At 30.3% G+C, this 21,122-nt stretch carries 14 protein-coding genes; 12 read left to right on the top strand and 2 right to left on the bottom strand.

The genetic code is table 4. The features are described 5' to 3' along the window. The first annotated feature begins 59 nt into the window (after nt 1–59). The 6 genes from ACD762_RS06770 to ACD762_RS06745 all read left to right on the top strand — a co-directional run bounded on the left by ACD762_RS06770 (nt 60) and on the right by ACD762_RS06745 (nt 10,895). Nucleotides 60–4,337 carry a DNA-directed RNA polymerase subunit beta gene (locus ACD762_RS06770; protein ID WP_423363220.1) on the top strand — a complete coding sequence of 1,426 codons (4,278 nt, stop codon included), beginning with the start codon at nt 60–62 and terminating at the stop codon, nt 4,335–4,337. A 20-nt stretch (nt 4,338–4,357) separates the two neighbouring features. Continuing rightward, nucleotides 4,358–8,017: a DNA-directed RNA polymerase subunit beta' gene (gene rpoC / locus ACD762_RS06765; protein WP_423363218.1), complete on the top strand. Its 3,660-nt coding sequence runs from the start codon at nt 4,358–4,360 to the stop codon at nt 8,015–8,017. Nucleotides 8,018–8,316: 299 nt separating this feature from the next. Beyond that, nucleotides 8,317–8,886 carry an ECF transporter S component gene (locus tag ACD762_RS06760; protein ID WP_423363217.1) on the top strand — a complete coding sequence of 190 codons (570 nt, stop codon included), beginning with the start codon at nt 8,317–8,319 and terminating at the stop codon, nt 8,884–8,886. Continuing rightward, entirely contained in the window at nt 8,886–9,635 is a 750-nt protein-coding gene (locus tag ACD762_RS06755; protein ID WP_423363216.1) for a phosphopantothenoylcysteine decarboxylase, read from the top strand. Before ACD762_RS06760 ends, ACD762_RS06755 begins: the two co-directional genes overlap by 1 nt. Nucleotides 9,636–9,637: 2 nt before the next feature. Continuing rightward, the gene (locus ACD762_RS06750; protein WP_423363215.1) at nt 9,638–10,189 is read left to right on the top strand and encodes a flavoprotein; all 552 of its coding nucleotides are present in this window, start codon (nt 9,638–9,640) and stop codon (nt 10,187–10,189) included. After that, nucleotides 10,173–10,895, top strand: coding sequence for a type III pantothenate kinase (locus ACD762_RS06745; protein ID WP_423363214.1), 723 nt, complete (start codon nt 10,173–10,175; stop codon nt 10,893–10,895). The genes ACD762_RS06750 and ACD762_RS06745 overlap by 17 nt, the downstream gene beginning before the upstream one ends. Before the next feature lie 64 nt (nt 10,896–10,959). Here the strand turns inward: ACD762_RS06745 and ACD762_RS06740 are convergent, their stop codons facing one another. Next, on the bottom strand, nt 10,960–11,763 hold the full coding sequence (locus ACD762_RS06740; RefSeq protein WP_423363213.1) for a gamma-glutamyl-gamma-aminobutyrate hydrolase family protein: 804 nt from the start codon (nt 11,761–11,763) through the stop codon (nt 10,960–10,962). A 296-nt stretch (nt 11,764–12,059) separates the two neighbouring features. Here ACD762_RS06740 and ACD762_RS06735 point away from each other — a divergent pair, with 296 nt between their 5' ends. Next, the gene (locus tag ACD762_RS06735) at nt 12,060–13,013 is read left to right on the top strand and encodes a D-2-hydroxyacid dehydrogenase (protein WP_423363212.1); all 954 of its coding nucleotides are present in this window, start codon (nt 12,060–12,062) and stop codon (nt 13,011–13,013) included. Nucleotides 13,014–13,395: 382 nt separating this feature from the next. Here the strand turns inward: ACD762_RS06735 and ACD762_RS06730 are convergent, their stop codons facing one another. Continuing rightward, nucleotides 13,396–14,325 carry a LysR family transcriptional regulator gene (locus ACD762_RS06730; RefSeq protein ID WP_423363211.1) on the bottom strand — a complete coding sequence of 310 codons (930 nt, stop codon included), beginning with the start codon at nt 14,323–14,325 and terminating at the stop codon, nt 13,396–13,398. Between the two features lie 166 nt (nt 14,326–14,491). On the opposite strand from ACD762_RS06730, the gene garD reads away from it, so the two are divergent. From garD to dapA, 5 genes are read left to right on the top strand one after another with little or no spacing between them, the layout of a single operon-like run. Beyond that, nucleotides 14,492–16,024: a galactarate dehydratase gene (gene garD, locus ACD762_RS06725; RefSeq protein ID WP_423363210.1), complete on the top strand. Its 1,533-nt coding sequence runs from the start codon at nt 14,492–14,494 to the stop codon at nt 16,022–16,024. A gap of 21 nt (nt 16,025–16,045) precedes the next feature. Next, on the top strand, nt 16,046–17,386 hold the full coding sequence (locus tag ACD762_RS06720) for an enolase C-terminal domain-like protein (RefSeq protein ID WP_423363209.1): 1,341 nt from the start codon (nt 16,046–16,048) through the stop codon (nt 17,384–17,386). A gap of 38 nt (nt 17,387–17,424) precedes the next feature. Beyond that, entirely contained in the window at nt 17,425–18,840 is a 1,416-nt protein-coding gene (locus ACD762_RS06715; RefSeq protein ID WP_423363208.1) for a GntP family permease, read from the top strand. 42 nt (nt 18,841–18,882) lie between these two features. Then, nucleotides 18,883–19,767, top strand: coding sequence for a 2-hydroxy-3-oxopropionate reductase (garR, locus tag ACD762_RS06710; protein ID WP_423363207.1), 885 nt, complete (start codon nt 18,883–18,885; stop codon nt 19,765–19,767). An 18-nt stretch (nt 19,768–19,785) separates the two neighbouring features. After that, on the top strand, nt 19,786–20,682 hold the full coding sequence (gene dapA / locus ACD762_RS06705) for a 4-hydroxy-tetrahydrodipicolinate synthase (RefSeq protein WP_423363206.1): 897 nt from the start codon (nt 19,786–19,788) through the stop codon (nt 20,680–20,682). Nucleotides 20,683–21,122 lie beyond the last annotated feature (440 nt).

Here is a 21,122-nt window from a genome sequence, read left to right as displayed (position 1 = left end):
ATAATATAATGTCTAATGCTATGTAGATGACAAGCAAATATATATAATGAGGTGATTGTGTGGCATATAAAATAGAAGATTTTGGTAAGCTAGCGCAAAGAAGAAACTATTCAAAAATTGATAGTTCATTAGCACTACCACCACTTGTTGAGATTCAAACATCATCGTTTGATTGGTTTTTAAAAGAAGGATTAAGAGAAGTTTATGCTGATATTTATCCTATCAAAAACCACAATTCAAACTTGGTACTGGATTTTGTAGATTTTAAATTTGAAAAACCTAAGTATAATACAAGAGAATGTAAAGAAAGAGATGCAACATATGCAGCTCCATTAGCTGTTACCCTAAGATTACAAAACAATGAAACTGGGGAAGTTAATGAACAAGAAGTATTCATGGGTGATTTCCCATTGATGACTCAAAGTGGAACTTTTATTATTAACGGTGCAGAACGAGTTATCGTATCGCAGTTAGTAAGATCTCCAGGAGCTTATTTCAAAAAAGAAAATGAAGGTGGAAAAGTTAATTACTTAGCATCTTTAATTCCTTCAAGAGGAACTTGGTTAGAAATTGAAACTGGAGTATATAAAGATAAAGAAAAAGAAGACAAATTATATGCAAATGTAAGAATTGATAGAACTAAAAAAATGCCTATCACTATTTTACTTCGTGCATTAGGATTAACTAATGGAGCGGATACATTAGCATTTTTTGGAGACTCAGAAATTCTAGAAAATACGATTAATGATAAAGATACTGTTGAACAAATCGACCGCGGATATGTTGAAATCATAAGTAAACTTTATGCAGATCGTGAAGACAAGTCTATTCAAGCAAATGAAGGACTTTCATTACTACAATCAACATATTTCAACTCAGATAATATTCACTTGTCTGACTATTATAAAGAAGTTACTAATGATAATGAGGCAGAATTATTACCTCTACAACAATTAGTAAACATTGTAAGTGCTGGTGGATTTAAGCACGTTAATGATAAAAACTTAAGAATTATTTTAAATGTTTTAGAAAATAGATTCAACGATGTTGCAACTGTTTTAAACAGAGATACTATTGATGAGTTAAGAAAAGAACTTTTAGATTTACTAAAAGAACTTAAAGATGGTAAAACTATTAGAGCATCAGATAATGTTCAATTATTAGTTACTATTTATTTTGAAAACAAATTACAATCATTTATTAAATCTGGAAGAATACAAGTTTCTGACTTGTTGAAACAAGAATTAGTAAACCTAGATTATTTATTTGGTTTTGAAACATTTAAAAATATGTATGATAATAAACCAACAATTGATGAAAGCAACTTTAATAAATTTGATATAAACCATTTATCAAGTGAAATTAAAACTGCATTTGCTTTAATTGAAATTTATGAAAAATTAAAACCAGGTGAACCAGCAACACTTGAAGGAGCTGTTTCATTATTAGCTGCTAAGTTCTTTGATAACAAACGTTATGATTTAACTAAAGCTGGTCGTTTTAAATTAGGAAAAAAATTAAATGTAATGGATCGTTTATTTGAAAAAACTATTGCCGAAGACATTATTGATGTTAATGGAGATGTAATAGTTGAAAAAGGAACATTTATTTCAAAAGAGATTTATAACAGAATTAGACCTGCTATGGAAGCAGGAGCTAACATGGTTGAAGTACCAACTAATTTAGAATTATATAGAGAAGAAGATATGATTTCTAAACCTACTAGAGTACAAAAAGTTGCAATCTATGTAGATAATGAAGAAAAAAGAATTGTTAATATTATCGGTACAGATACTACAAGTGATAATAAATATGTAACAATTTCTGATATGTTAGCAACAGTATCTTACTTGCTTACATTTATTGATGGAATTGGTGATGAAGATGATATTGACCACTTAGGAAATCGTAGAATTAAATCTGTAGGAGAACTTATTCAAAACCAATGCCGTATTGGATTATCTCGTATGGAAAGAGTAGTTAAAGATAAAATGTCAACTATTGATATTGCTGAAGCTACACCAAAAAAATTAACTAATAATAGACCGTTTACAGCTTCAATAAAAGAATTCTTTGCAAGCTCACAACTGTCACAGTTCATGGACCAAACAAATCCATTAGCTGAACTTGCTAACAAACGTCGTTTATCTGCACTTGGACCTGGTGGTCTTGCACGTGATCGCGCTGGTATGGAAGTTCGTGACGTTCACCACTCTCACTATGGTCGTATGTGTCCAATTGAGACTCCTGAAGGTCCAAACATTGGTTTAATTAACTCACTTGCAACTTATGCAAAAATTAATATGTATGGTTTTATTGAAACTCCATACTTAAAAGTTGTTGATAATTTTGTTACTGATGAAGTACATTATTTAACAGCAGATGAAGAATACAATTATGCAATTGCTCAAGCTAACATTGATTTATCAGCAGATAGAGAAATAATAGATGAACATGTTGTTGCTCGTTTCCGTGGTGAAAATAAAATGGAACGTAAAGAATTAATTGACTTCATTGATGTATCACCTAAACAAATTGTTTCTGTAGCCACATCATGTATACCTTTCTTAGAAAACGATGATGCTAACCGTGCCTTAATGGGTGCCAACATGCAACGTCAAGCTGTTCCTTTATTAAAACCAACTTCTCCTATTGTAGGAACTGGTATGGAACATGTTATTGCTAAGGATAGTGGAGTAGCTGTAATCTGTGAAGAAGATGGAATTGTTAAGTATATTGATGCTAGAAGTATTATTGTTAGCACTAATAAAGGTGATATGAAATATATTCTAGATAAATTTACTATTTCAAATCAAGGGACATGTTTTGATCAAAACCCAATCGTTAGAATTGGTGAGACTGTAAACAAAGGTCAAATATTAGCTAATGGTCCAGCAATGGATAAAGGTGAATTAGCACTTGGTCAAAATGTTGTTGTTGCCTTCATGACATGGAATGGTTATAACTATGAAGATGCTATCATTATGTCTGAAAGATTAGTAAAAGAAGATGTTTATACATCAATACATATAGATGAATATACTATTGAATGTCGTGATACTAAATTAGGTCCTGAAGAAATTACTAGAGATATACCTAATATTAGTGATGATGCTAGAAAAGATTTAGATATTGATGGTATTATCAGAATTGGTGCTGAAGTTAAAGAAGGTGACATTTTAGTTGGTAAAGTAACTCCTAAAGGTCAATCTGAATTAAGTGCTGAAGAAAAATTATTACTTGCCATTTTTGGTGAAAAATCAAGAGAAGTAAAAGACAATTCATTACGAGTTCCTCATGGTGGAGCTGGTATAATCTTAGATATAAAAAGATTTACTAAAGAAAATTCAGATGAATTACCACCTGCAGTAAATGAAGTAATAAGAGTATATGTTGCTCAAAAACGTAAAATCTCAGAAGGAGATAAAATGGCAGGACGTCACGGTAATAAAGGGATTATCTCTAAAATATTACCTATTGAAGATATGCCTTACTTACCAGATGGTACTCCAGTAGATATTATGTTAAATCCTCTTGGTGTTCCTTCTCGTATGAACATTGGACAATTAATGGAAGTACATTTAGGAATGGCTGCTAAATTGTTAGGAGTAAAAGTTGCAACACCAGTATTTGATGGTGTAACTGAAGCAAACCTAGAAGAGATTATTGCTGAAGCAGGTATGGATGAAGATGCTAAAACAGAATTATATGATGGGCAAACTGGTAAGAAATTTGATGAAAAAATTTCTGTTGGGGTAATGTATATGATTAAACTTGCCCACATGGTTGATGATAAACTTCATGCTCGTTCTGTTGGACCATACTCATTAGTAACACAACAACCACTTGGTGGAAAAGCACAAAATGGTGGACAAAGATTTGGAGAAATGGAAGTTTGGGCTCTTGAAGCATATGGAGCTGCACACACACTTCAAGAAATTTTAACAGTTAAATCAGATGATGTAATTGGTCGTGTTAAAACTTATGAAGCAATAGTAAAAGGTAATAAAATTCCTGAACCAGGAATTCCTGAATCATTTAGAGTACTTCAAAAAGAGTTACAATCTCTTGCAATTGATGTTAAGATGCTAGATGATACTTATCAAGAAATTGATATGAAAGAACAAAGTAAAATTGATTCTCAATTTGAGCAAAGCTTTAGATCAATAATGAATGATGAATCAAATATAGATAAGAATGTTATTGTAAAAGAAAGTATGTTAGAAGAAGAAGACAATCCATCTCTAGATGGAATGCCAGAAGATGATACATACGAAATCAAAGCAGAAAATGAACTTGAAAATGAAGTTCAAGCTATTGATTTGGAAAGAGAATAATACTAAAGGAGGAATAATAGATGGATGTAAACCAATTTAGCGCAATTCAGGTAGGTTTAGCCTCTCCGGAAAAAATACTTGAATGGTCTTATGGGGAAGTCACTAAGCCAGAAACAATTAATTATCGTTCACAAAAACCAGAAAAAGATGGTCTATTCTGTGAGAAAATATTTGGCCCATCAAAAGACTGGGAATGTTACTGTGGTAAATACAAAAAAGTACGTTTCAAAGGTGTGGTATGTGATCGTTGTGGTGTTGAAATTACAAAATCTAGTGTGAGACGTGAAAGAATGGGTCACATTAAATTAGCAGCATCAGTAGCACATATCTGGTATTTAAAAGGAATCCCTTCAAAAATGGGACTTGTATTAGATGTTAAACCAAAGAAACTTGAAGAAGTAATATATTTTGTATCTTATATAGTAGTAGATCCAGGAGATACTCCTTTACAAAAGAAACAAATTCTTTCTGAAAGAGATTATCGCGAATTAAAAGGTGAATATGGAAATCGTTTTGATGCAGCAACAGGAGCAGAAGCAATCAAAAGACTTCTTGCTGCAATTAACCTTCCATTAGAAATAGAAGAAGTAAGAAAAGAATTAAAAGAGTCTCAAGGTGGACAACAAAGAACTAGATTGATGAAAAAGCTTGAAACTTTAGATGCATTTGCATCATCAAACAATAGACCTGAGTGGATGATTATGGATGTACTTCCAGTAATCCCACCAGATTTAAGACCAATGTTACAACTTGATGGTGGTCGTTTTGCAACAAGTGATTTAAATGATTTATATCGTCGTGTTATTACTAGAAATAACCGTCTAAAAAAATTACTTGAAATGAAAACACCTCCAGCTATCATTGTTCAAAATGAAAAACGTATGTTACAAGAAGCAGTTGATGCTTTGATTGATAATGGTAAAAGATCTAAACCAATAACTGGTGCAGGTGGAAGACCACTAAAATCTTTATCACATACACTAAAAGGGAAACAAGGACGTTTCCGTCAAAACCTTTTAGGAAAACGTGTTGACTATTCTGGACGTTCAGTAATTGCAGTTGGACCAGACTTAAAAATGTACCAATGCGGACTTCCAAAAGAAATGGCAATTGAATTGTTTAAACCATTTATAATTGCTGAGCTAGTAGAACAAGAAATTACTCCAAATATCAAATCTGCAGAAAAACTGATTGATAAAATGGACGAATCTGTATGGCCAGTAGTAGAACAAATTATCAAAAACCATCCAGTATTATTAAATCGTGCACCAACACTTCACCGTCTAGGAATTCAAGCATTTGAACCTAAACTAGTTGAAGGACGTGCAATCAGATTACACCCACTAGTTACTCCAGCCTTTAATGCCGACTTTGATGGAGATCAAATGGCAGTACACATTCCATTAAGTTTAGAAGCAAGAGCAGAAGCAAGACAAATGATGCTTGGTTCAAATAATATTCTTGGTCCTAAAGATGGTAAGCCAATTGTTACACCTTCTCAAGATATGGTATTAGGAAACTACTACTTAACACAAGAAAAAGTAGGAGTAAAAGGTGAAGGAAAAGCTTATAAAAATATAAATGAAGCTATTATGGCAATGGAAAATAATGTTCTAGACTTACATGCAAGAATTGCAATTAAAGCTAGCACACTACATAAAACAAGTTTCACTGAAGAACAAAATAAAGGATATTTAATTACTACATTAGGTAAACTTATCTTCAATGAAATTTTTGATAAATCATTCCCATTCTTAAATGAACAAACTTTAGAAAACTTAGAAGTAATTCCAACTAAATATTTTGTACCAATGGGAACAGATATAAAAGAATATGTTGTAACTTTAGATAAAAATCAACCATTTAAGAAAAAATACTTAGGACAAATAATTGCTGAAGTATTTAAAAGATATAAAACACTTGAAACTTCTAGAATGTTAGATGAAATGAAAAACTTAGGTTTTTCATACTCTACTAAAGCTGGAGTTACCGTTTCAATTGCTGATATTGAAGTATCAGATCATAAATATGCATTAATTGAAGAAGCAGAAGGACATGCAATACCTAAGGTTGAAAATTGGTATCGTAAAGGATTAATCACAGATCCTGAAAGACATGCAAAAGTCATTGCTATTTGGACAGATGTACGACGTAAAGTAGAGGCTGAATTAGCAGGAATACTAGATGAAGACAATCCAATTAACATGATGATGGACTCTGGTGCTCGTGGTAACATCTCAAACTTCCTTCAATTATCAGGTATGCGTGGTTTAATGGCTAAACCAAATGGTGAAACTATTGAAATCCCAGTTATTCACTCATTCCGTGAAGGTCTAACAGTGTCTGAATTCTTTACCTCTACACACGGTGCTCGTAAAGGTCTTGCCGATACAGCCCTTAAAACAGCAAACTCAGGTTACTTAACTAGACGTTTAGTAGATGTTGCTCAAGATGTAATCGTACAAGAAGAAGATTGTCATACTGATACAGGATTTACAGTAAAAACAATAATGGATATAAAAGCTAACACAGTTATTGAACCATTATTTGATAGACTTGTAGGTCGTTATAGTAAAAATACTATTCTACATCCAGAAACTAACGAACTTATTGTTGCTGAAAATGAAACAATAACAGAAGATATCGCAAAAAATATTGTAGATGCTGGAATAGAAGAAGTAGAGATACGCTCTATCTTTGGATGTAAATCTAAAAATGGTGTATGTAAAAAATGTTATGGTAGAAACCTTGCAACAGGACTAGATGTAGAAGTTGGAGAATCAGTAGGTATTATGGCAGCCCAATCAATTGGTGAACCAGGTACACAGCTGACAATGCGTACATTCCACACCGGTGGAGTTGCAACTGATGATGACATAACACAAGGTCTTCCTCGTATTGCCCAACTATTTGAAGCACGTGCTCCAAAAGTTGAAGCAAATATTTCAGAAATAGAAGGAACAGTAGAAAGTATTGAACAATTAAATAGCCGTTATATTGTAAAAATAAATAACCCACTTGAAGCTGCACCAAAAGAATATGTAACACAATATTCTGCAGTGTTAAGAGTAGGAATTGGAGATACAGTAAAAGCAGGAGATAAAATAACAGAAGGTGTTATTAATCCAAAAAGATTATTAAATTACACTGGAGTTAAAAACGTTCAAAACTATATCTTAAAAGAAGTACAAAAAGTATACCGTTTACAAGGTATTGAAATATCTGACAAACACATCGAAGTAGTTATTAGACAGATGTTAAGAAAATTAAAAATTGTAGATGGTGGACATACTCCACTACTACCTGGTACATTAGTAAGCGTTAATGAATTTACAGACATTAATCATGATGTTTTATTAGCTGGTGGTAATCCAGCAGTTGCACAACCTGCACTTCTTGGAATTACTAAAGCTTCACTAGAAACAGAATCATTCTTATCAGCAGCAAGTTTCCAAGAAACGACAAAAGTTTTAACAGATGCTGCAATAAAAGGTAAAACTGATGAATTAATCGGATTAAAAGAAAATGTAATTATTGGTAAACTAATACCAGCAGGAACTGGATTAAACAAAGATCATAAAGTATTTGATGGACTATATCCAGAACCAGAAGAAGTAGAAGATGATGTAATTTCGAAAAGTATTATACCTTCAACTATTGAAAGTGTAGTAGCACAATAGATTTTACACTATTAAAGGCAAGAGTTAATTCTTGCCTTTTTTTATGCATTCAATTAGATAAATATATCTATTTAAGATTAAATAGTCTTGTCTTAACATATATTTTTAAAACTTCTATTTATAGATAATAAACATATAAGTTATAATTTGGTAATAAATATTTAATAAAATTTAAATAGATAACAAAATTAAGTTTAAAGCCTAGCTAGTACTTACATAATGATTTATACTAGTATTATCAAACATTTTGTTTGAAAAACATATACATTGTACCTTAAAGGACAATAGTAGGAGGAAACATGAAAACAAAAGATTTAACAGTCGGGGCATTTATCATAGCAATAATTGCAATGATGACATTTATCCCTCAACTAGGTTTTATCACAATATTTGGCGTAGCGAGTGTAACATTGATACACATCCCAGTATTAATTAGCGCCATTACATTTGATAAAATAACAAACAGTATTATAGCAGGTAGTGCATTTGGATTATGTTCATTATTGAATGCTTTTTTAAGACCAACAACAATAACAGCACCATTATTTCAAAATCCACTTATAAGTGTATTACCAAGAATAATTTTTGCATTATTTGCATACTATTTATTTAGATTTCTAATAAAACATACAAACAAAAAGACTGCAGCTATAGCGACAGCAATAATAGCACCATTATTTCACACAGTAATGGTAGTTGGCTTAATGTTTGTATTTGGAAAAAGTATCTTTAATACATCATTTATAGCACTATTAAGCTCAATCGTTCTGTCAAATGGAATCATTGAACTAGCATTAGCCGTTTTACTAGTACCAACAATTGGACTAGCATTACGTAAAAGTTTAAATCAATCAAGAAGGTTAGCATAATGAGAATATTAGTAACAAGTGGTGGAACATCAGAAAAAATAGATGAAGTAAGAAAAATAACTAACACATCAACAGGAAAACTTGCAAAAGAAATTATAAAAGCTTTTCAGGATAGTTTTGATGATATTATAATCGATTTGATTTCAACTAAAAAAGCAGTCAAGCCAACTAATGTAAACTTATTTTTAATCGAAAATGTTAAAGATTTACAACATGCAATGTTAGATTGTCTAGAAAATAATACATATGATGTAATAATTCATTGTATGGCAGTTAGTGATTATGCAGTAACAAAGGTTTATAATGAACAAAAACTAATTGAAGATATCTATGAGCAATTAAAAGGTAAAACAATAGATGATCCTACAATTATAAAAAAATCAATAGAAAATGTTTCATTCTTAGATAATTCAAAAAAATTATCATCTGATATTGAAGCAATGTATGTAAAGTTAGAAAAGACACCAAAAATTATTTCATTAATAAGAAAAAATGCTGCAAACTCAATTATATTTGGCTTTAAACTTTTAGAAAATGTATCTGATGAAGAATTAATAACAGTAGCAAAAAAACAAATAAAAACAAATGATACAGATTTTTGTGTTGCTAATGATCAAGTCAATATAAATAATGAACAGCATAAAGCAATAATAATATCAAAAGAAAACAATATTGTTGCATCAGCAAACACTAAGCAAGAAGTAGCATCAGCTATAGTTGATATAGTAATTAACAAATTGGAGAATTAAATATGAGTAATATAATTATAGGAATAACAGGTAGTGTTGCAGCTTACAAAGCAGCTGATTTAGTTTCACAACTAAAGAAAAAAGGACATACAATTAATGTATGCATGAGTCAAAATTCAACCAATTTTATAGCAAAAGATACTTTTGTGAATTTAAGCAAAAATAATGTGTTAATAGATACATTTGAAGAAAATGATCCAACAATTGTAAAACATATAGAATTAGCTAAAAATGCAGATTTAATAGTAATCGCACCAGCATCAGCTAATACAATTGCTAAAATAGCAAATGGGATTGCAGATAATATGCTTACAAATGTAGTATTAGCTGCATATGATAAACCATTAATAATTGCTCCAGCTATGAATACTAAAATGTATGAAAACCCTATAACACAAGAAAATATTAATAAGTTAAAAAAACTAAATGCTATAGAAGTAGAACCTAAAACCGCACTATTAGCTTGTAATGATGTTGGAAAAGGTGCTTTAGCAAATATCACAGATATAATTTTAGAAATTGAAAAGGTACTACAAAGTGAAACTAGCAATTAATATTGGAAATTCATATACTAAAATAGCATATCAATATCAAAATGAAAATATAATACTTTCAATTGATAATACAAGCAATTTTAACTTAACAATTAATGATGAATTTTTAAAAGAAAATAAAATAACAGAAGTAGTAATATGTAGTGTTGTTGAAAGTGTTTTAACTAGAATAGTAACATTAATAAATAGAATCGCTTTTGATATAGAAATAAATATTGTAAATAGAGAATCTAGTATTTTAGATTATTCTAAATATCATAATATGCAGTTAGGACTAGATAGAATAATAGCTTGTGATGCTGTTAATAACATCTATCAAAAGGATACATTTCTTTTAATTGATTTTGGTACTGCAACTACTATAAATTTAGTAATTAATAAAGTATATGAAGGTGGACTAATTATTCCTGGTGTTAAAACACAATATAATAGTTTAATAGAACATACAACTTTAAGACCGGAAATAACACTTAATAATAAGAATAATAGTCTTTTAGGATTATCAACCCAATCTAATATAGATTTAGGAATAAAGAATATGATAAATTTAGCAATTGAAAACCTCATAAATAAACTAAAAATTAAATATGAGATTGATATTCCAATATATGTGATTGGTGGTAATAACCAAATTATTGATAGCCAATATATTAATAATTATACTCTGCATCAAAATATTGTAATCGATTATTTATTAAATATGTAAAAAAAGCCATTAAAACATAAATTTTTGTTTTAATGGCTTTTAATTATATTTAAATTGACAAAAGTTATTCTTTTCTAATCTCTTCAGTCAACATTTCAATTTTATTCTTCTTTTCTTCATAGCAAGCTTCTACAAATCCTTTGAAAATAGGTTCTAACTTATCATCTCCATGATTTACCATTATTTCAGGATGAAATTGCATTCCGATAAAAAAATGATCAGCATTTTTAAGTTCCACTATTTCTACAACATCATCTGCAGATTTACCAACAACCTTAAACATAGGTGCAATATCCTTAATAGCTTGATGATGAATAGAATTAACATAAACAGTTTCTGTTTTTCCAACTAATTTAGAAAACATTGAATTATGATCTAAGACATTTACCTTATGAACATACAAATTTCCCTGCTTAGGAGCATTATGTTTAACATATACATTTTCTTTTTCAGTGTATAAGTCTTGATATAATGTTCCACCAAATACTATATTAGCAATTTGTAGACCACGACAAACACAAATAATTGGTATTTTTCTTCTAAAAGCTTCCTTTACCAAGTGAATATCAAAACGATCAGTCATAGGATGAGAGTTACCTCCATCAATATGCATGTCTTCACCATAAATATACGGTAAAATGTCATACCCTCCTGTAACAAAGAGTCCATCAATTATATCAAAGTACTGATTTATATGCTTTTCATTAGGCATAGCAGGAATAATAATCGGAGTTCCACCAACCTTATCTATAACATGAGAAGCATCAGCACGACAAGTATGCATATGAAAAGTTTCAAACCATCCATCAAAATTTCCTATTTCTATTGATGAAACACCAATAATAGGTTTATCTTGTTCAAAATTCATAATATTACCTCCTATTATTAATAGTCTATTTTAGTATATCATATTTACTATTTGCGAATAAATTAAATACAATATTTATAACACAAACAATAGATCATGCTTATATATTAATATTATATTATTATTAAGTAGAGTATTACATTATTTATATATACATAGTATTATCTTAAAATCTAATTAGTAAATAACAAAAAATAAAATTTAAATAAATATTATAAAAAATCAAATTAGACAGTTATACAAGTAAATGCTAAAATATTGAAAATTATTAATAATATAAAAAAAGGAGAAATAAAATGAATATCTTAGTAACAATACCATTTAATGAAAAACAAAAGAACTTGATAGAAAACAGTGCTCAAGATTGTAAATTTATCTATGTAGAACAAAATCTAGCAAATTATGAACAAGTACAAAATGCTGATATTATTATAGGAACAGTTGATCCACTTTTAATTAACAAATCAAAACGATTAAAACTATTACAAGTAAACTCAGCTGGCGTTGATAGATATGTAGGTAATGATGTACTAGCAGAAGCTACTATTTTAACTAATGCTAGAGGTGCATATGGTAAAAGTGTTTCAGAACATATGTTTGCAATGTTATTAACATTAATGAAAAAAATTAACTTATATCGAGATGATCAGTTTGCAGCAAGATGGAAAGACTATAAAGAAGTAAGTTCATTAACAAATAAAAGAGTATTAATAGTAGGATTAGGAAATATTGGACAACACTTTGCTAAATTAGTTAAAGCTTTTGATGCATATGTAATAGGTTTGGAAAAAGAAGATAAAAAACCGCCAAAATATGTTGATGAAATAAAAACATGGAATGAAATTGATAAATTATTACCAACAATTGACATAGTTGCTTCATTTTTACCTAGCAGTCCAAATACTTATAAAATATATGATAGTGATTTTTTTGATAAACTATCAAATAAAGCAATATTTTTAAATGGTGGAAGGGGAAATGCACTAAATCAAGAAGCTTTAGTTGAAGCACTAAAAAATAATGATATATATGCTGCAGGACTAGATGTCACAGATCCAGAACCATTAACTAAAAATCATCCACTATGGCAACAAAAAAATGTTTTAATTACACCTCATGTATCAGGTGGTTACCATTTAGATGATACACTAGATAAGATATCAGAAATTGCAGCAATCAACTTATATAACTATCTAAACGATAAACCTTTAATAAATATTATGGATGTTTCAACAGGATTATCAAAATAAATAAAAAAGTAATTCTATTGATTTAGAATTACTTTTTTTAATAAAATAAGTGCAATAAATATTAATAATACATTAAGTACAGTAGTTATAAACTAAACAAATGAATATTATTGTAATAGTAAATAATAAGCGTATGCAAAGGAATTTAAATAGTAACTACTTCGTAAATTTCTACTAAAAAATAAAGACTATTATGTTAATATTTCATTAAATATTAACATGTTTCATTTGTGAAAAAAATAACATACGTAAAACTTTTTATTTGTTTTATATTATTTATTAGATTTAAAAGATACATAAATATATCAATAAACCCAACTTATAAAACTATAATAATAATTACTAATAATTATAGAATAAATTCAATAATTATAATACATTATTATAGATTTTTAGGAATTGCTTTTTGCCAATACTTAGCAGCAAGAGTAGTAAATTGTTTTGCAGCTTTAGTTTTATATCTATTCTTTTTAAAAGCGGCACACATAAATGTTGAAGGTTTACCTTCAATAGAGTAGTAACGAACTTTATCATTTGTTAAATCAACATAGTATGCTGGTAAAAAACCACAACCAATATTGTTTTCAATCATAGTAATTACAGTTGCATTATTTTCTGTTTCAAACAATATATTAGGCTTTATTTTAGCTTTTTTAAAGCATTCATCTTGTAGATTTCTTAAGGTTGAATTTTTATTCATAAGAATAAATTCTTCATCGTTGAACAGCGATAAATCAATTGTACCAACTCCATTAGCACTTATTGACTTTGCCTTACTATTAATAGAATTGTCTTTTGGAACTGCTAATAACATTTCATCTTCGGCAAAAACAACGTATTCTATGCTTGATTTTTGATCTGTTTCCTTAACATTAACAAAAGCTATATCAATTTCTCCTAGTTGAACTAACTCTAATTGCTTATAAACACCTAATTCGTGTAATGTAAGTTTAATATCGGGAAATAGTTTATGGAATGAAGGATAAACACCTGAAAACATAGCAATTCCTCTAGCTGGTGTAAAACCTATTGAAAGTTCTTGTTTATGAATATTTGCTAGATCTTTAATTTCATTATACGTATCATTTTTAATTGCAATTATTTGTTTTGCAGCACTTATATAAACTTCACCTTCTTGAGTTGTAGTTAATTTATTATGCATCCTATTAAACAAAGATACTCCTATTTCTTTTTCTAATTTTAATAATTGTTGATTCAAAGCTGATTGGGTAATGTATAGTTTTGCAGCTGCTTTTGTTATACTTCCTTCATCAGCAATTTTAATAATATACTCTAAATGTTTTATATCCATTTAATGCACCTCCTATACAAAATAAGATACACCATATTAAATAAATAAGCAAATTTGTTCTTAAATATTTTAAGAGCTCTAGCAGTTTTGCGAAGTTTACTAAAGAACATAGCAAGGTTATACTTGAAGCACAAGAACAAAAAAAATTTAAAGGATGTGAGAAATTGTGAATAGTAAAGAGCAACTTTCTAGAAAATTAGTAAAAGTTAATGAAAAAGACAATGTAGCTATAGCTGTTAGTGAAATTGCAGCAGGTAGTGATGTAGGACTTGATATAGTTACTCTAAATAAAATACCACAAGCACACAAAGTAGCATTAAGTGATATTACAAAAGACCAACCAATAATTAGATATGGAGTAATTCTTGGATATGCTTTAGAAGATATAAAAAAAGGTCAATGGATTAATGAGTTCATGTTAGAGTTACCAACTCCTCCAGCAATTGATGAGTTAGAATTTGGTACTGATCTAAACTATGATCTAGCTAAACCTGAAAGAACAACATTTGAGGGTTATAAAAATCCTAATAATGGTTATGCAGGTACTCGAAATATATTAGCAATTCATACTACAGTACAATGTGTTACTGGAGTATTAAATGTTGCTGTTGAAAAAATGAAGAAAGAACTATTGCCTAAATATCCTAATGTTGATGATATTTTACCAATTAACCATGCATATGGTTGTGGTGTTGCAATCAATGCAAAAGAAGCAATTATTCCAATAAGAACCTTACAAAACATGGTTTATAATCCAAACTTTGGAATGGAAGTTATGGTTGTTGCTTTGGGATGTGAAAAGTTAACTGTTGAAATGTTAATTGAAGAAAAATATAACACACCTGAAAATGTCTTGGTATTACAAGATATTGAAGGTTTTGAAGCAATGATAGATGCTATGATGCAAATGGCAGAAAAAAAATTAAAAAAGCTTAATCAAAGAAAAAGAGAAACTTTGCCTCTTAAAGAACTATTAATTGGTATGCAGTGTGGAGGAAGTGATGCATTTTCAGGAGTTAGTGCTAATCCATCTGCTGGATATGCATCTGATTTACTTATAAGCGGTGGAGCAACTGTTATGTTTTCTGAAGTAACAGAAGTAAGAGATGGAGTGCAGTACTTAGCTTCACGAACTATTAACAAAGAAGTAAAAGACAAATTAGTTAGTGAAATGAAATGGTATGATGCCTACTTAGAAAATGCAGCAGTTGATCGTAGTGCTAATCCCACTCCAGGTAATAAAAAAGGTGGATTAAGTAACATTGTTGAAAAAGCAATGGGTTCTATTGCTAAATCGGGAACATCACCGATTGTAGAAGTTTTATCACCGGGTCAAAGACCTACAAAGCAAGGACTAATATATGCAGCTACACCTGCAAGTGATATTGTATGTGGACCTAGTCAATTAGCATCAGGAATAACTTTGCAAGTATTTATGACTGGTCGAGGAACTCCTTATGGATTAGCTGCAGCACCAGTAATAAAAGTTAGTTCAAGAAATGAAATGAAAGACATGTGGAAAGATTTAATTGATGTTAATGCAGGACCGATAACAACAGGCGATGCAACTATTCAAGAAATAGGTACAGAATTATTTAATAAAATTCTTGATGTAGCAAGTGGTAAAGAACAATCATTTACTGAAAAATACAAAATTCATAATGATCTATGTATCTTTAACCCAGCACCAATTACTTAAAAATAAATAGGAGGAAAGAATATGACACCAACAATTACAAAGATGGAAGTGTTTCCAGTAGCAGGACATGATTGTATGTTACTAAATTTAAGTGGAGCACATTCTCCATACTTCACAAGAAATATTGTTATCTTAACAGATAGTAATGGAAATGAAGGAATTGGAGAAGTTCCAGGTGGAGAAAAAATTACCAAAGCATTAGAAGAAATGGCATCAAAAGTAATAGGAAGTAGTGTAGGAGCATACAAAAATACTCTATTAAAAATTCAAGGGTCTTTAGCTGATGAACAAGATGTTAGAGGAGCTCAAACATTTGATTTAAGAACAGGAGTTCATGTAGTAACTGCAGTAGAAGCAGCACTTTTAGATTTACTTGGAAAACACTTAAATGTTCCAGTAGCAACATTATTAGGTGATGGACAAGTAAGAGATAAAGTATTAATGCTTGGATATCTATTTTATGTAGGAGATCGTAAAAAAACTGATCTTGATTATTTAGTAGACAACAATCCTGCTAATGAATGGTATAAACTTAGAAGTGAAGAAGCTTTAACTCCAGAATCTATTGTAGCTTTAGCAAAAGCATCAAAAGAGAAATATGGATTTAATGATTTCAAGCTTAAAGGTGGAGTATTAAAAGGTAGTGAGGAAATGAAAGCAGTTAGAGCTTTAAAAGAAGCTTTTCCAGATGCTAGAATTACCTTAGATCCAAATGGTGCATGGTCTTTAAAAGAGGCAATTGAAATTTGTAAAGATATGCATGATGTATTGACATACTGCGAAGACCCATGTGGAGCTGAAGGAGTATATTCAGGAAGAGAAATCTTAGCCGAATTTAGAAAAGCTACTGGATTGCCAACAGCTACAAACATGATTGCAACAGACTGGCGTCAAATGCAACATGCAGTAGCATTACACTCAGTAGATATCCCACTTGCAGATCCACATTTTTGGACAATGTCTGGATCAGTAAGAGTAGGTCAAATGTGTAATGAATTTGGACTAACATGGGGATCTCATTCAAACAATCACTTTGATATATCACTAGCAATGTTTTCACATACTGCAGCAGCAGTTCCAGGAAAAGTAAATGCTATTGATACTCATTGGATTTGGCAAGAAGGAGTAGACAGATTAACAAAAAAACCACTACAAATAGTAGATGGTTATGTAGAAATTCCTAAAAAACCTGGATTAGGTATTGAAATTGATCGTGAACAGTTAATGAAAGCTAATGCTTTATATAATGAAAAATGTTTAGGAGCAAGAAATGATGCTGCAGGTATGCAATATCTAATTAAAGACTGGAAATTTGATAATAAAAGACCAGCTTTAGTAAGAGATGAAAAAGATAAACTATAATTTTTAATCAATAATATAAAGGACAGAGGATAAAAAACATGGATGATTCAACAAGAATGCTACTTGGGTTAGCTATTGGTATTATCGTAATGATACTTTTAGTAATGAAAACTAAAGTACATACATTTATTGCATTACTAATTGCAGCAATTATTGCTGGTTTAATTGGTGGAATGTCGCCTGGTGATTTAACATTAGCTGATGGAACTACTAAAACAGGATTGCTAACAGCAATTCAAGATGGGTTTGGAAGTACACTAAAAAGTACGGGTATTATTATCGGTTTAGGTGTAATGATGGGTGGTATCTTAGAAAAATCAGGTGCTGCAGAAAAAATGGCTTATACTTTTATAAAAGCAGTAGGTAGTAAAAGAGAAGAGTGGGCATTAGCAATTACTGGTTGGTTTATAGCAATTCCTGTATTTGCCGATTCAGCATTAGTAATATTTGCACCACTTTGTAAAGCTTTATCTAAAGTTACTGGTAAATCAGTAGTAGGACTTGCCTTATCTATGGCAGCTGGTTTACAGTTAACACATACAATGGTTCCACCAACTCCAGGACCGCTTACAGCAGCTGGAATGCTAGGTGTAGATGTAGGACAAATGATTATTACTGGAGCATTGATATCTGTTCCAATGTTAATTGCTGGAGTTTTATATTCTAAATGGGTTGGTAAAAAAATCTATCAAATTCCATTAGAAAATGGTGAATATGATCGTAAAGAGTTTAAAGAAGAGTACTTAAAATCAATGGAAGAGCTTGATAAATTAATGGGTGAAAAAAACTTACCACCTTTATTAAATTCAATCGCTCCAATAATTGTGCCATTAATTTTAATACTTGCAAAAACAGTTATTGATTTAATTGGCTTTAGTGGAGGAGATGTATTTGACTTCTTTGTAGCATTCTTAGGTCAACCAATAATAGCTTTAGGAATTGGTACATTACTATCAATTTATGGATTAGTAAGAAAAGATTCAAAATCAGAAGTAATTGGAACTATGGATGCTGCTATTAGAGATACAGGAATAATCATGTTAATTACAGGAGCTGGTGGTTCTTTAGGAAACGTTATTAAGGTAAGTGGAATTGGAGATGCATTAGGTGAATTAGTAATAAATACACCACTTCCAGCCATATTAATTCCAGTAATTATAGCTGCATTAATGAGAATAGCATTAGGTTCTGCAACAGTAGCAATAACAACAGCAGCTTCACTAACAGCACCATTAATGGGAGTATTAGATGTAAATGCTGTACTACTTGCACAAGCATGTTGTATAGGTTCTATTTCATTCTCATACTTTAATGATAGTGGATTCTGGGTGTTCAATGGTATGTTTGGTATTAAAGACATTAAAGATCAAGTGCTCTGCAAATTTGCAATATCAATGATAATGTCTGGTGTTGGAGTTGCAATGCTATTAGTATTACAACTGTTTATAAAATAAGTATAATAAAAATATATAAAGTTTAAGATAGGAGAATGAAAAATGAAAGTAGGATTTATAGGATTAGGAATTATGGGGAAACCTATGAGTATCAATTTATTAAAAGCTGGACATGAAGTTGTAGTTTATAGTATTGGTCAAAAAGAAATAGATGAAGTAGTAGCAGCAGGAGCTAAAGCGGCTAAAAATAATGCAGAAGTAGCAGAACAATGTGAAGTAATTATAACAATGGTACCAAATTCTCCTCAAGTGAGAGAAGTTTGTCTTGGAGAAAATGGAATTGCTTCAAAAGCAAAAGAAGGAACAGTTATTTTAGATATGAGTTCTATTGATCCAGTTGAATCAAAAGCAATTGGTGCAGAACTAGCAACAAAAGGTATTGAATTATTAGATTGCCCAGTTTCAGGTGGAGAACCAAAAGCAATTGATGGTACTTTATCAGTAATGTGTGGTGGAAATAAAGAAACATTTGATAAATATTATGATTTATTAATGAGTATGGCTGCAAGTGTTGTTTATGTTGGTGCTTTAGGAGCAGGTAATACAGCAAAACTAGCAAATCAAATAGTAGTAGCATTAAACATCGCAGCAGTTTCAGAAGCATTAACACTTGCAAAAAAAGCAGGAGCAGATCCTGAATTAGTATTTCAAGCAATTAGAGGTGGCTTAGCTGGTTCAACAGTATTAGATGCTAAAGCTCCAATGATGATTGCAGGAGACTTTGCTCCAGGATTTAGAATTGATTTACATATTAAGGATTTAACTAATGCCTTAAATGCATCTCACAATGTTAATGCAGCTTTACCATTAACAGCACAAATCATGGAAATTATGCAATCACTTAAAGCTGATGGAAATGGTCAAGATGATCATAGTGCAATAGTAAAATTTTATGAAAAAATCTCAAATGTATCAGTAAAAAAATAATAGTTAGGAGAAACATATATGTCATTTAAACCATATGGAATAGTACCACCAGTTATTACACCATTAACTGAAGATGGACAAGTAAACTACCCAGTACTAAAACAAATGATAGATCATTTAATAAATGAAGGGGTTCATGGAATCTTTTCACTAGGAACAACAGGAGAGTTTTATGCATTTGATAATGCAGAGTACAAAAAAATACTAGAATTTACAAAAGAAGTAGTAGCAAATAGAGTTCCTCTATATGCAGGTGCAAACCACATAACTACAAGAGGTGCAATAGAACTTGTAAGAATATGTGATGAAGTACAAGTAGATGCAGTTTCAGTGCTAACACCAATGTTTGTTTCACAAACACAAGAAGAATTATATAAGTATTTTAAAGATATTGCAGAAAGTACAAAACTTCCAATTATCTTATATAATAACGCACCAAAAACTAATGTTACAATTACACCTGCAACAGTTGCAAAACTTGCAGAAATTGAAAACATTGTTGGAGTTAAAGATAGTACAGGAGATATGACAAATTCAGCAGAATATATCAGATTAACAAGACATCTTGAAGATTTCCATGTAATGATGGGTAGAGATACAATTATTTATGCAGGTCTAGCTTACGGAGCAACAGGTGCAATTGCATCATGCGCTAATGTAGCACCTAGAGTAGTTGCTGACATCTATGATAAATACGTTGCAGGAGATTTAGAAGGTGCATTAGAAGCACAATTTAAATTAGCTCCACTAAGAATTGCAACGGCAATGGGAACATTCCCTGCAGTAATTAAAGAAGGATTAGTAATGCAAGGTATTCCAGTAGGAAAATGTTTAGATCCAATTGGAGAATTAACAACAGAAGAAAAAGCTAAATTAAAAGCAATTTTAGTAGATATGGATCTAGTAAAAGAATAAAACATAAATTTAAAAATATACATCAAACAAAGTCCACTACAAAATACTGGTTTTTGTTTGATGTATCAACAAAATAAATTGGCACAAAGTAATTTGCAGGTCAAAAATGAGCACTTAATTCATTTGTTAAGTGCTCATTTTAAGTTTGAAAGTATGTTGTTGTTTAAATGCTTACATTTTATTTGATAACTTTGCATATTTATCTATTCTAGGTATAGATAAGGTTAAAGAGTAATCGTAATAATTACATATAAACCTTATCTTATTAATACAAAGTATAACAAGAGTATCATTAATACTGTGATATTTTAAAGGAGCATGTTTATACTTTTTTATTTCAGGTCTGTGAAGTGACATCATTTATCGCAAGTACAAAGCTTTTTATATTAGAGTATTAGCTTTTACAATTTATATATAAAATGATATTAATGATACAAAAT

It is taken from the genome of Mycoplasma sp. P36-A1, assembly GCF_049478495.1.
GTDB lineage: Bacteria > Bacillota_I > Bacilli_A > JAJDGJ01 > JAJDGJ01 > P36-A1.
This window is presented reverse-complemented; position numbering and strand designations above follow the sequence as displayed.